Origin of the sequence: Allobrachymonas chironomi DSM 19884 (assembly GCF_000374625.1) — a bacterium.
Classification (GTDB): domain Bacteria; phylum Pseudomonadota; class Gammaproteobacteria; order Burkholderiales; family Burkholderiaceae_C; genus Brachymonas; species Brachymonas chironomi.
In genome coordinates, this window is record NZ_KB894770.1 from 1 (window position 1) to 12,338 (window position 12,338).

At 64.0% G+C, this 12,338-nt stretch carries 16 protein-coding genes and 1 riboswitch; of the genes, 10 read left to right on the forward strand and 6 right to left on the reverse strand.

Annotation, left to right across the window (positions count from 1 at the left end):
- The 6 genes from C513_RS0107550 to C513_RS0107575 form a co-directional block, all read left to right on the forward strand.
- The coding region (locus C513_RS0107550; RefSeq protein ID WP_018715440.1) for an integrase core domain-containing protein at positions 1-238 on the forward strand (238 nt) is incomplete at its 5' end.
- Between the two features lie 92 nt (positions 239-330).
- Positions 331-651: a heavy metal-binding domain-containing protein gene (locus C513_RS0107555; protein ID WP_018715441.1), complete on the forward strand. Its 321-nt coding sequence runs from the start codon at positions 331-333 to the stop codon at positions 649-651.
- Positions 652-663: 12 nt separating this feature from the next.
- Positions 664-1,695: an NAD(P)H-dependent flavin oxidoreductase gene (locus tag C513_RS0107560; RefSeq protein WP_026320660.1), complete on the forward strand. Its 1,032-nt coding sequence runs from the start codon at positions 664-666 to the stop codon at positions 1,693-1,695.
- 70 nt (positions 1,696-1,765) lie between these two features.
- Positions 1,766-2,182 carry a PaaI family thioesterase gene (locus C513_RS0107565; RefSeq protein ID WP_018715443.1) on the forward strand — a complete coding sequence of 139 codons (417 nt, stop codon included), beginning with the start codon at positions 1,766-1,768 and terminating at the stop codon, positions 2,180-2,182.
- Positions 2,183-2,232: 50 nt separating this feature from the next.
- Positions 2,233-2,802 carry a class I SAM-dependent methyltransferase gene (locus C513_RS0107570; protein WP_033394958.1) on the forward strand — a complete coding sequence of 190 codons (570 nt, stop codon included), beginning with the start codon at positions 2,233-2,235 and terminating at the stop codon, positions 2,800-2,802.
- A 9-nt stretch (positions 2,803-2,811) separates the two neighbouring features.
- Positions 2,812-3,144, forward strand: a complete 333-nt coding sequence (locus tag C513_RS0107575; protein ID WP_018715445.1) for a YnfA family protein — start codon at positions 2,812-2,814, stop codon at positions 3,142-3,144.
- A gap of 4 nt (positions 3,145-3,148) precedes the next feature.
- Here C513_RS0107575 and C513_RS0107580 read toward each other — a convergent pair whose 3' ends face one another.
- The 4 genes from C513_RS0107580 to thiC all read right to left on the reverse strand — a co-directional run bounded on the left by C513_RS0107580 (position 3,149) and on the right by thiC (position 7,029).
- Entirely contained in the window at positions 3,149-4,342 is a 1,194-nt protein-coding gene (locus C513_RS0107580; RefSeq protein ID WP_018715446.1) for an FAD-dependent oxidoreductase, read from the reverse strand.
- 137 nt (positions 4,343-4,479) lie between these two features.
- Entirely contained in the window at positions 4,480-4,830 is a 351-nt protein-coding gene (locus tag C513_RS0107585; RefSeq protein ID WP_018715447.1) for a carboxymuconolactone decarboxylase family protein, read from the reverse strand.
- Between the two features lie 23 nt (positions 4,831-4,853).
- Positions 4,854-5,048: a YgaP family membrane protein gene (locus C513_RS0107590; protein WP_018715448.1), complete on the reverse strand. Its 195-nt coding sequence runs from the start codon at positions 5,046-5,048 to the stop codon at positions 4,854-4,856.
- An 88-nt stretch (positions 5,049-5,136) separates the two neighbouring features.
- Complete coding sequence (gene thiC, locus C513_RS0107595) at positions 5,137-7,029, reverse strand: phosphomethylpyrimidine synthase ThiC (RefSeq protein ID WP_018715449.1); 1,893 nt, start codon at positions 7,027-7,029, stop codon at positions 5,137-5,139.
- Positions 7,030-7,107: 78 nt separating this feature from the next.
- A riboswitch (TPP riboswitch) is annotated at positions 7,108-7,228 on the reverse strand.
- 154 nt (positions 7,229-7,382) lie between these two features.
- Here thiC and thiS point away from each other — a divergent pair.
- The 4 genes from thiS to C513_RS12975 all read left to right on the forward strand — a co-directional run bounded on the left by thiS (position 7,383) and on the right by C513_RS12975 (position 9,685).
- Positions 7,383-7,631, forward strand: coding sequence for a sulfur carrier protein ThiS (thiS, locus tag C513_RS0107600; RefSeq protein ID WP_018715450.1), 249 nt, complete (start codon positions 7,383-7,385; stop codon positions 7,629-7,631).
- Positions 7,632-7,634: 3 nt separating this feature from the next.
- Positions 7,635-8,420 carry a thiazole synthase gene (locus C513_RS0107605; protein WP_018715451.1) on the forward strand — a complete coding sequence of 262 codons (786 nt, stop codon included), beginning with the start codon at positions 7,635-7,637 and terminating at the stop codon, positions 8,418-8,420.
- A 44-nt stretch (positions 8,421-8,464) separates the two neighbouring features.
- On the forward strand, positions 8,465-9,034 hold the full coding sequence (gene greB / locus C513_RS0107610) for a transcription elongation factor GreB (RefSeq protein ID WP_018715452.1): 570 nt from the start codon (positions 8,465-8,467) through the stop codon (positions 9,032-9,034).
- A gap of 168 nt (positions 9,035-9,202) precedes the next feature.
- Positions 9,203-9,685: a hypothetical protein gene (locus C513_RS12975; RefSeq protein WP_018715453.1), complete on the forward strand. Its 483-nt coding sequence runs from the start codon at positions 9,203-9,205 to the stop codon at positions 9,683-9,685.
- A 56-nt stretch (positions 9,686-9,741) separates the two neighbouring features.
- On the opposite strand, the gene C513_RS12980 is transcribed toward C513_RS12975, so the two are convergent.
- Together C513_RS12980 and rpoZ are read right to left on the reverse strand one after the other, a co-directional pair.
- Positions 9,742-11,952: a RelA/SpoT family protein gene (locus tag C513_RS12980; protein WP_018715454.1), complete on the reverse strand. Its 2,211-nt coding sequence runs from the start codon at positions 11,950-11,952 to the stop codon at positions 9,742-9,744.
- A gap of 177 nt (positions 11,953-12,129) precedes the next feature.
- On the reverse strand, positions 12,130-12,333 hold the full coding sequence (rpoZ, locus tag C513_RS0107625) for a DNA-directed RNA polymerase subunit omega (protein WP_018715455.1): 204 nt from the start codon (positions 12,331-12,333) through the stop codon (positions 12,130-12,132).
- Between the last annotated feature and the right edge of the window lie 5 nt (positions 12,334-12,338).

Genomic DNA, 12,338 nt, shown 5'->3' on the forward strand with positions numbered 1-12,338 from the left:
CAGCTACGACAACGCGCTGGCCGAGACCATCAACGGGCTATACAAGGCCGAACTGATTCATCGCCGGGGCCCCTGGAAGACCAGGGAAGCCGTGGAACTGGCGACCCTGCAATGGGTGCACTGGTTCAACCACGTCCGACTGCTCACGCCGATCGGGGGTATCCCGCCGGCAGAAGCTGAGGCAAACTACTGGAGGCAACTTGCCGACAGCAACACCTTGGCAGAGGTGTCCACTTAAACCAACCAGCCTCCTCGAAACCCGGGGCGGTTCAGGTCAACCTGCCCGGTTATAGTGCTCCCATCACCCACCCCGAAACAAGGAGCAGCCACATGATCGTGACCACCACCCCCAGCATCGAAGGCAAGCGCATCACCCGCTACTGCGGCGTGGTGGCCGGCGAGGCCATTCTCGGTGCCAACGTGTTCAAGGACCTGTTTGCCGGCCTGCGCGACATTGTTGGAGGCCGCTCCGGCATGTACGAGCGTGAGCTGCAGAAGGCGCGTGACATTGCCATGCTGGAATTGCAGCAGAATGCCCAGGCGCTGGGGGCCAACGCCGTGGTCGGCATCGATCTGGATTATGAGGTGCTGGGGCAGGGCAATGGCATGCTGATGGTGTCTGCCAGCGGAACGGCGGTGGTGGTGGAGTAAGCGGGAAGCATCATGTCCATACCCTTCCTGCCAGAGCTTCAGCTCCCCATCATCCAGGCTCCCATGGCCGGCGTCCAGGGCAGTGCCCTGGCCATAGCCGTGTCCAACGCGGGCGGTCTGGGCTCGCTGCCGTGCGCCATGCTCGGCGCAGAGGCACTGCAGCAGGAGCTGGACACCATTCGCCGCCAGACCGATCGCCCGGTCAACCTGAATTTTTTCAGCCACCAGATGCCGGTGCCGGACCCCGCGCGGGCGCGGGCCTGGCAGGGGCTGTTCGGTCGCTACTACCGTGAGCTGGACGTGGAACCCGCAGCAGGCGGGCCCTTGCGCCGGCCGTTTGACCAGGCCACGGCCGATATCGTCTGTGCCTGGCGGCCGCAAGTGGTGAGCTTCCACTTCGGCCTGCCCGATACTGGCCTGCTGGAGCAGGTGCGCAGTTGCGGCGCAAAAATCCTGTCCTCGGCCACCACGGTAGAGGAAGCGCTATGGCTGGAAGCACAAGGCGTAGATGCCATCATCGCGCAAGGCGTGGAGGCGGGAGGGCATCGCGGCATGTTCCTGAGCGATGACATCACGACCCAGATCGGCACCATGGCGTTGCTGCCACAGGTGCTGGATGCCGTGCGGGTACCGGTGATTGCCGCCGGCGGCATTGCCGATGCCCGCGGCGTGAAAGCCGCGCTGGACATGGGTGCGGCGGCGGTGCAGCTGGGCACGGCCTATCTGCTGTGTCCCGAAGCCAGCACCAGCGCACTGCACCGCGCCGCGCTGCAAAGTCCGCTGGCCCGCCATACCGTGCTGACCAATATCTTTTCGGGCCGGCCGGCGCGCGGCATGGTCAACCGCATGGTGCGTGATTTGGGGCCCATGAACCCGCTGGCGCCAGCCTTTCCGCTCGCTACCGCCGCTTCGGCACCGCTGCGTACCAGGGCCGAAAGCCAGGGCAGCCACGATTTCACGCCGCTGTGGTCGGGCCAGAATGCCAGTGCTTGCAAGCCGATTCCTGCTGCCGAGCTGACGCGGGAACTGGTCAGCCTGCTGTAGTGGAAAATCAGGAGTCGCGTTGACGTAAGAGGCAACTAGCATGGGAGCTTTTGACCAACCCGCATCCGCCATGAACCCGATCGAACAGCGTATTGCCGACAGCTTCCAGAAACAGGGCCTGATGACCACACTCGGTGCCGAACTGGTGCTGGTACGCGAGGGCGAAGTCCATATTGCCATGCCCTACAGCAAGCACCTGTCGCAGCAGCAGGGCTTTATCCACGCTGGCGCCGTGACCAGCATCGTGGACAGTGCCTGTGGCTACGCCGGCCTGACCAAGGCTCCCGAAGGCTGCGAAGTGGTCACCGCCGAATTCAAGATCAACCTGCTGCGCCCGGCCATCGGCGACCGCTTTGTGGCCATTGGCAAAGTGCAGAATGCCGGCAAGATGCTCACTGTCTGCACCGGCGAAGTGCATGCGTTTACCGGTGATACCAGCAAGGTGGTGGCATTGATGCAGGCGACCATCGTGAACGTCAAGGTCTGAGGCCGCGCACGGGTACAGTAGAGGCTTGTCATCCACTCCCGCTGATCGCCATGCCCCATGCCACTTCCCAGGTTTCGCCCTGGATTCGCCGTTTCACCCCGCTGATACCTGCTGGCAGCAGCGTACTTGATCTGGCCTGTGGTCGTGGCCGCCACATGCAGTGGCTCGCCAGCCAGGGCCATGCCGTGCTGGGCGTGGACCGTGATGCCGAGGCGCTGCAAAGCGCGCAGCAGTGGGGCCAGACCCTGCACGCTGATCTGGAAGAGGGCAGCCCCTGGCCCTTGCCGGGGCGGCAGTTTGCCGCTGTGGTGGTGACCAACTACCTGTGGCGGCCCTTGTTTCCCGCTCTGCTGGCCAGCGTGCAGCCGGGCGGGGTGCTGTTGTACGAAACCTTTGCCCACGGTAACGCCAGCGTGGGTCGTCCATCCAGTCCGGATTTCCTGTTGCAGCCCGGAGAGTTGCTGCAGGTGCTGCGCGAGGCCGGCCCGGAATGGCGCGTGGTGGCCTATGAGGATGGTTTTCTGTCCGAGCCGGAGCGCTTTGTACAGCGCGTGGCTGCGGTACGGGAAGAGTCGCAGCAGGAGCCGGTGCGCTACCCCTTGCAGGCCGATGTCGCCTGAGGGCTGGTCATGGAGTTTCTGAAAACCCTGGGCCTGTTTGCCGCCACCGCCGTGGTAGAAATCGTTGGCTGCTATCTGCCCTGGCTCTGGCTGCGCCAGGGGCATACCGCCTGGCTGCTGTTGCCGGCCGCCTTGAGCCTGGCACTTTTTGCCTGGCTGCTGACGTTGCATCCGCAAGCCTCTGGCCGTGTCTATGCAGCCTATGGTGGCGTTTACATCAGTGTGGCGCTGCTCTGGCTGTGGCAGGTCGACGGCATCCGACCGGCATGGACAGACTGGGCGGGTATCGGCCTGTGTCTGGCTGGCATGCTGGTGATCATGTTCGGGCCGCGTACGGCCTGAGTCGTCAGCGGCTGGTTGCCATGTCGCTGGCCTGCAGCGCGTTTTCCACCAGCGCTGGCGCAATCAGCCAGCCATGGCGGAACAGGCCATTGATGCGGGTCAGGCCATCGGTCACCTGGATCAGCGGCATGTTGTCCGGCAGGGCCGGGCGCAGATTGCTTTCCGTATGGATCACGCGGGCTTCGGTCAGCTCGGGCAGCACCGCATGCGCTGCTGCGAGCAGTTCCACCGTGCTGCGCAGGCTGACCGGGCTGCGGTCTTCGCTCTCGATTTCGCTGGCACCCACCACGATCAGGTCGCCGGGGCGCGGCACCACATAGACGCGGTGGCGCGGGTGCATCAGGCGCACCGGGCGGTGCAGTTCCACACCCGGGGCATGCAGCCAGAACACCTCGCCACGCACGCCGCGCGTGCGCTGGTCGGGCAGGGCGCTGTCGGCCGGCAGCGGCTGGACAAAGTGCGCATCGGCTGTGCCCGTGTTGCCTGTGCCGCGGTTGTCCTCACGTGCGCCCAGTCCGCGCACGTCAAATACCCAGTCAAAGCGTTCGCCATCGATCTGGTGCGCATCGATCTGGTGCGCTGTTGTACCCCAGCGGAAATCCGCTCCCAGCGCGGCGGCCGCATGGGCCAGACCCAGCAGCGCCTCGACGGTATGGATCTGTCCTTCCTGCTTCAGCATCCAGCCGCGCAGCTGGCGGGCAATGCCTGGCTCCAGCGCCTGCAGCTCGGCGGCAGTCAGCGGCGTGGCCAGTGGCGTCTGCTGACCGGCGGGCGCCTTGCTCTGCAGCCCGCCCAGCATGCGCTGCGCCGCGCCCATGTCGGTGCCGTGCGCCAGCAGCAGGCTGCCGCGTTGTGCAAAAAAGACAGATTGTCCGTGCGTAGCCAGCTGCTCCACCACCTGTTGCCACAGGCGGATGCTGCGCCAACCCAGATCGGCCAGCGCCCAGTTGGCACACTCCAGCTCGGCCAGCGGGCTCAGCATGCCGGCGGCGGTAAAGCCTGCCGCACGTGGCTGGTCGTAGTCCGGTGCCGGTCCGCAGGCCGGGTCGAATACCGTGACCTGATGGCCAGCAGCGGCCAGCTGCCAGGCCAGCAGCCGTCCCAGTACGCCGGCCCCGGCAATGCCGATGCGCGCAGGTACCTGCAGCGTGGCGGAAGAGGAGGCGGCGGACAGCGGGGCGGTGTGATTCGTTTGCATGCCGGGGATTATCCCAAGCAGGATGCGCCGCGTCTTGTCCAAGGGCAAGAAAACACCACGCCAGCCATAAAAAACGGCCTGCGGGCAACAGCACCGCAGGCCGGAATGCTCGCAGACTAAGCTGCCAGCAGAGGGGATCAAGCCTGAGCCGTGAATTCCTTGTAGGCGGCCAGCGCGTTGGATGCGTACATCAGGGACGGGCCGCCGCCCATGTAGACGCACATGCCCAGCGTTTCCTCGATTTCCGGCAGCGTGGCACCCAGGCGCACCAGCGCCTTCATGTGGAAGCCGATGCAGGCATCGCAGTGCGAGGCCACGCCGAGTGCCAGCGCGATCAGTTCCTTCTGCTTTTCGCTCAGGGCACCGTCACGCGTGGCGGCAGCGGCCATCTCGTTGAATGCCTTCATCAGGTCCGGCTGGTCGGCACGCATGGTGGCCAGGCCGGCCGAGATGTCCTTGATATGGCTCTTGTACTCGGGGATGCTCATGGGGGACCTCCTGGATGACCGGATTACTTCTTCATCGGGCAGGTGTTGGCGCCGATCAGCTTGTAGGCCGGGCAGAAGCGGAACAGGCCGGTCAGCAGCGGCAGCAGGCCAATCCAGGCCCAGTTGCTGCCGACATAGCCCAGCAGCTGGGGCGCACCCAGGATCAGGGCCAGACCAACCACGATGCGCAGGATGCGATCAATACCACCGACGTTCATAGCGTTCTCCTAGAAGGGAAATAATTTATCAAAGTATATAGTAAAAGCCACAAAAAAGGCAGGTGGGTTGCACCTGCCTTGCGACTTATCAGCCTTGCTGGGCGTCTACCGGTACGTAGATCTCGCCGCCACCGGCCTTGAACTCGGCACTCTTTTCGGCCATGCCTTTTTCCTGTTCTTCCTTCAGGGCGGCGTAATCGCGCACTTCCTGGGAAATCTTCATGCTGCAGAACTTGGGACCGCACATGGAGCAGAAGTGCGCCACCTTGCTGCTGTCCTTGGGCAGCGTCTCGTCGTGGAAGGCGAGTGCCGTATCCGGGTCCAGGCTCAGGTTGAACTGGTCCATCCAGCGGAATTCGAAGCGTGCCTTGCTGATCGCCGAGTCGCGCGCGCGGGCACCCGGATGGCCCTTGGCCAGATCGGAGGCGTGCGCGGCAATCTTGTAGGCGATGATGCCCTGCTTCACGTCATTGCGGTCCGGCAGGCCCAGGTGCTCCTTGGGCGTTACGTAGCACAGCATGGCGGTGCCCATCCAGCCGATCATCGCCGCGCCAATCGCGCTGGTGATGTGATCGTAGCCCGGCGCAATGTCGATCGTCAGCGGGCCCAGGGTGTAGAAGGGCGCCTCGTGGCAATGCTTGAGCTGCTCTTCCATGTTGGCCTGGATCATGTGCATCGGCACGTGGCCCGGGCCTTCGATCATGGTCTGCACGTCGTGCTTCCAGGCGATCTGCGTCAGCTCGCCCAGCGTGCGCAGTTCGGCAAACTGCGCTTCGTCGTTGGCGTCGTCGTTGGAGCCGGGGCGCAGGCCGTCGCCCAGGCTGAAGCTCACGTCATAGGCCTTCATGATCTCGCAGATCTCTTCGAAATGCGTGTACAGGAAGTTTTCCTTGTGGTGGGCAATGCACCACTTGGCCAGGATAGAGCCGCCGCGGCTGACAATGCCGGTACGGCGATTCGCCGTCAGGTGGATATAGGGCAGGCGCACGCCGGCGTGGATGGTGAAGTAGTCCACGCCTTGTTCAGCCTGCTCGATCAGCACATCGCGGTAGATGTCCCAGGTCAGGTCTTCGGCAATGCCGCCGACCTTTTCCAGCGCCTGGTAGATCGGCACGGTACCGATCGGCACCGGGCTGTTGCGGATGATCCAGTCCCGCGTGGTGTGGATGTTCTTGCCGGTGGACAGGTCCATCACGGTGTCGGCACCCCAGCGGATCGACCAGACCAGCTTCTCCACTTCTTCCTCGATGCTGGAAGTCACGGCGGAGTTGCCGATGTTGGCGTTGATCTTGGTCAGGAAGTTGCGGCCGATGATCATCGGCTCGATTTCCGGGTGGTTGATGTTGGCCGGGATGATGGCGCGGCCACGGGCCACCTCGTCACGCACGAATTCGGGCGTGATGATCTTCGGGATGCTGGCACCCAGGCCGTTGCCCTTCAGGCGCATTTCGCGGTTCAGGTCGGACTGGTACTCGGCCATCCACTCGCGCTTGCCGTTTTCGCGGATCGCGATGAATTCCATCTCGGGCGTGATGATGCCCTGGCGCGCATAGTGCATCTGCGTCACGTTGCCGCCGGCCTTGGCGCGGCGCGGCTGGCGCTGCAGTGCCGCGGCTTCACGGCGCAGCACCTCGATGCGCTCGGCATCGCGTTCGTCCAGCTTGCCGCCATCGTCCAGGATGTGGTGCAGGCGGCCTTCGTAGCTTTCGGTGTCGCCACGGGCCTCGATCCACTGCTGGCGCAGCGCCGGCAGGCCGTGGCGCACGTCGATCTGCGCCTGCGGGTCGGTGTAGGGGCCGGAGGTGTCGTAGACGGTGACGAGCTCGCCATTGGTCAGCGCGATTTCGCGCATGGGCACGGCCACGCCGGGTTGCTGGCCGGCCTGCAGGACCTTGCGCGAGGCAGGCAGCGGGTCACGCGTCAGGGTGAGCAGCTGGTTCAGGTCTGCCGGGGGCTGGGGGATGGTATCGGGCGCGTTCATGGCGGGTCTCCAGAGGGTAAAACAGTGCTCCGGAGGGCTGGCCAGATGTTCGCGCGGGGCGCGCCTTGCCAAGGCAAGGGGAGGGCAGCTTGCTCTTCTTACGCCGGTATGAGCCGGGTCAAGTTCGCGGGTTCGGCCTGTCAGCCATCTCAGCCTGCCTATCGGTATCAGCGATAGGCACACACCCCGGAGCAGATGTGCCATTGTAGGCAGATTCCATCGGCCGGTCATAGCTGGGGCTATCCCCCAGCCCGGCGCGCTTGCTTTTGCCGCTATTGCCCCCATGCCATGGGTATTGCCTGCCAGTCTTGCGGCTGGCGCTATCATTCGCTTTTGCCTACAGGATTCCCTGCATGACTGCCCCTTCCCTGTCCCCCCAGATTCCGGATGCCGCTGCCACGTTGCAGCTGCAGCTCAATGGCGAGCCGCTCAGCCTGCCGGCCGGCAGCACGCTGCAGGACCTGCTGCTGGCGCGCGGGCTGGATCCGGCCAGTCACGCCACTGCCGTCAACGGCAGCTTCGTGGCACGCGATGCGCGCCCGGCACACCTCCTGCAGCCCGGCGATGCCGTGACCTGCTTCCAGGCGATTGTGGGAGGTTGAGCCATGAGCTGGCAGATAGGCGATGTGACGCTGGAAAGCCGTTTTTTCCTGGGTAGCGCCGGCTACCCATCCCCCGAAGTGCTGCGCCAGTCGATCCTGGCATCGGGCGCACAGGTAGTGACGCTGGGGCTGCGCCGCCAGCTCGGCATTGACCGCAATGCCCAGTCCGACAACGGCTTTGTCGATGTCGTGCGCAGCACCGGCGTGCATCTGCTGCCGAATACCGCCGGTTGCCGCAGCGCGCGCGAGGCTGTCACGCTGGCGATGATGTCGCGCGAACTGCTGGGCACGCACTGGATCAAGCTCGAGGTGATTGGCGACGAGCAGACGCTGCAACCCGATCCCTGGGAGCTGGTGCAGGCGGCCGAGGAGCTGGTGCGCAATGGTTTCGAAGTCTTCCCGTACTGCACCGATGATCTGGTCAGCTGCCAGCGCCTGCTCGACGTCGGCTGCCGCATCCTGATGCCCTGGGGCGCGCCGATCGGTTCCGGCCAGGGCCTGATCAACCCCTGGGCCTTGCGCACGCTGCGTGCACGCTTGCCGGATGTACCGCTGGTGGTCGATGCCGGCATCGGCGCTCCTTCGCACGCCGCGCAGGCGATGGAACTGGGCTACGACGCCGTGCTGCTCAACTCCGCCGTGGCGCAGGCACATGACCCGGTGAAGATGGCGGCTGGCTTCCGCGACGCGGTGGCCGCAGGCCGTGCCGGCTTCGAGGCTGGCATCATCCAGCCGCAAGCCATGGCGGTGGCCAGCACGCCAGTAACCGGTCGTCCTTTCATTCTTTGATCCTGATCGGGATGAATGGTTGATTTGACGGACTATTGATAGACATGAGCAAGGCTTTCACGCGCGAAACCGATCGCGACGACGATGACGACCAGGACGATGCGCTGCCAGCGTTGCCGGCCGGCATCAAGAACTACATGACGCCGCAAGGCTATGCCCGGCTACGAGCCGAACTGATGCAGCTGATCGACGAAGAGCGCCCGAAGGTCGTCGATATCGTGCACTGGGCCGCGAGCAATGGCGACCGCTCGGAAAACGGCGATTACCTCTATGGCAAGAAGCGCCTGCGCGAGATCGACCGTCGCATCCGTTTCCTGACGCGCCGGCTCGAACGTGCCGAAGTGGCCGATCCCAGCGTGCACCATGGTGGTGACCAGGTGTTCTTTGGCGCCACCGTCACCTATGCGGATGAAGAGGGCGCAGAAAACACCATCACCATCCTCGGCGTGGACGAGGTCGACAACCTGCAGGGCCAGGTCAGCTGGGTAGCGCCGATCGCACGCGCCTTGTTGCGTGCCCGCGTGGGTGACAGCGTGCAGTTGCGCACGCCGGCTGGCGTGCAGGAGATCGAGGTGATCGACGTGCAGTATCCGGCCCCGGCCGCGGAAACGTGAACTGCGCCCCCAATCTGCAAGTGCAGGTTACGCAGCCGCGTGTCCGCTGGGGCTGCTGTTGCATCTGCTTGCAGCCCCGGCGCTGTCCGTGCCATAGTCAGGGCAATGCCAGCCGTTGGTAACGACTGGCATCGTCATATCCATATGTTGTAGAAAGGTGATTTTGTGATGAACGCTCCCGTCCGCTTCCTGCTGCCCGCCCTGATGGCCGCCGTGCTGGCCGCCTGTGGACAGAACACTTCCGGCACGGCTCCGGCAGCTTCGGCCCCGGCAGAGGCGGCCTCCGTGCCGGCTTCTGCCGCCGTGGATACCGCCAGCAGCCCGTTGAGCGCAGCCTCGGAAGCCGAACTGCATGTCGGCTCCGACGATCTGCCCAGCATCCTGGAGCTGTCCAGCCAGGATGGCGACAAGCTGACGCTGCAGCTGATCACGGTCCACGACGAACAGCTCAAGGATGAGCAGCACTTTGCCAAACTGCAGAAAAGCGATGGCACCGAGATCGAGCTGAGCAAGGTGGCTGAAGAAAACGGCCTGCCGGTCTATTCCGGCGAAAAGGACAAGAAGGTCTTTGTCATCACCGGCCTGGGCGATGACCGCTATCAAGTGGTGGAAGACGAAGGCAAGCCGGTGATTTACAGCCCGAGCCGCTGATCCGGGCGCGGCTGACAACCGGCTGGCGCGGTACCGTCCTGGCGCTGTCAGCAGTGTCAGGCCGACTTCACCCGCGTAGCCCGGATCGTCGCCGGCAGCCGGCGCACGGCACGCATCACGCGCGCCAGGTGCACGCGGTCGCGCACCTGCAGGATCAGGCGCAAGTCCATTACTTCCTGTTGGATGTCGTCGGACATGCTGATATAGACGATGTTGGCATCGGCCTGGGCAATGGCGCTGGTTACGTTGGCCACCGAGCCGACGCGGTTGTGGATGGTCACCGTGATGGCGGTCAGGAAGCGCTGCGGCAGGTGCTCGGCCCATTCGACCTGGACGAAGCGCTCGCTGTCCTTGACCTGCAGGCGCTTGCCGTTCGGGCATTCGGCAGTGTGCACCACCAGACCTTCGCCGCGACTCAGGTAGCCGACGATATCGTCGCCCGGCAGCGGGTGACAGCAGGAGGCGTACTGCACGGATGATTTCTCGCTGCCGTCCAGCGTGATCACCTGCTGCAGCATCGGGTCTTCGCCGCCAAAGCGCTGCATGCTCATCAGCACCGCATCGGGGCGCTCGCCCAGTTCTGTCATCAGCTGCGCCAAGTGCTTGGCCACCACGCTGGTGATGCGCTTGCCCTGGCCAATATCGATCAGCAGCTCGTCCAGGCTCTTGGTGTTGGCCTGTTGCAGCACCTTGTCCCAGACATCCTGCTGTGTGGCCGGCTCGGGCAGATGCTCCAGGCCCTCGGCACGGTAGGCCTGCTGCAGCAGGCGCAGACCAAGCGAACGTGCTTCTTCGCGTGACTGCACTTTCAGGTGGTTGCGGATGCGCGAACGCGCACGCGCCGTGCGCACAAAACTCAGCCAGGCCGGGTTCGGCTTGGAGCCTTCCTCGGTATGCACTTCCACGCGGTCGCCGCTGACCAGTTCGGTGCGCAGCGGAGCCTCACGGTTGTTGATGGTGCAGGAGACGGCCTGGTCACCCACATCGCTGTGGATGGCATAGGCAAAATCGATCACGGTGGCACCACGCGGCAGTGACATGATGCGGTTCTTGGGCGTGAACACGAACACGTCGTCGGGCAGCACGTTCAGGCGCACGTGGTCCAGGAATTCATGCGAATCCAGCGTTTCTTTCTGGATATCGAGCAGGTTCTTCAGCCAGTTGGCCGGTTTGCCGGCCGCCTTGTCCTGCTGTGCCTGGGCTGCCTGCTCCGGGCTCTTGTACTGCCAGTGCGCGGCGACGCCGGTTTCGGCCACCAGGTGCATCGCTTCGGTGCGCATCTGGAATTCGATATGCACGCCGGCCGGGCCGACCAGGGTGGTATGCAGCGACTGATAGCCGTTGTCCTTGGGGATCGCGATGAAATCCTTCAGGCGCTGCGGCATCGGCTTGTAGAGTGAATGCAGGATGCCGAGCGCCAGGTAGCAGTCGGAGTTGGTCGGCACGATGATGCGGAAACCGAAGATGTCGTAAAGCTGGGCAAAGCTCTGCTTTTTCTTGTCCATCTTGCGGTAGATGGACAGGATGGTTTTCTCGCGCGTGAAGATGCGGGCATTCAGGCCGGCAGCGGCAAAGGCGGCTTCCACCGTACCTTGCACTTCCTGCACCAGATGGCGGCGGCGGCTGCGTGCGCGCTCGATCGCCTTGCTCAGCGTGCGGTAGCGCCAGGGATGCAGGTACTTGAAGGAGAGGTCTTCCAGCTCGCGGTAGGTGTTGTTCAGGCCCATGCGGTTGGCAATGGGCGCGTAGATTTCCAGTGTCTCGGTGGCGATGCGCATCTGCGCGTCACGCTTCATGTCGTCCATGGTGCGCATGTTGTGCGTGCGGTCGGCCAGCTTGATCAGGATCACGCGCACATCGTCGGCCATGGCCAGCAGCATCTTGCGGAAGGATTCGGCCTGGTTTTCCTGACGGCTGCTGAACTGCAGCTTGTCCAGCTTGGTCACGCCATCCACCAGATGCGCCACGGAGGCGTTGAAATCCTCGGTGATCTGGATCTTGGTGACACCGCAGTCTTCCATGGTGTCGTGCAGCAGGGCAGCCATCAGCGTGCTGGAATCGAGCTTCCACTCGGCGCACAGCGCGGCCACCGCGATCGGGTGGGTGATGTAGGGCTCGCCACTCTTGCGCGTCACGCCCAGGTGGGCCTGGTCGGCGAACTTGTAGGCATTACGAACCTGTACCACCTCATCGGGTGGCAGGTAATCCAGTTTCTCGAGCAGGCCGGCAAAGCTGGCGGCAGAGGCAATTTCAGCAGGCGAATTCATGGTGTCTCGGCTCACGATTTTTCAGCGTAGGCAGGACATTCCATGTTAACCGAGATGTTACCTGACTGTCATGAAGCTCAGGGTTAACCGAATGGAATGTTGCGCTGCAGCATATTTTCAACGGGCGCAAAAAAGGCATCTCAGCGGATGCCTTGTGGTGCGTCGGACCTGAGGGGATCAGGTCGGCACTTTCTTGAGCATTTCCAGGCCCACGTGGCCGTCGGCGATTTCACGCAGGGCGGTCACGGCCGGCTTGTTGCGGCTTTCGAGCTTGGCGGCGTGGCCCTGGCTCAGCATGCGGGCGCGGTAGGTGGCGGCCAGTACCAGCTGGAAACGGTTGGGGATTTTCTCGAGGCTGTCCTCGGCGGTGATGCGTGCCATGAAGC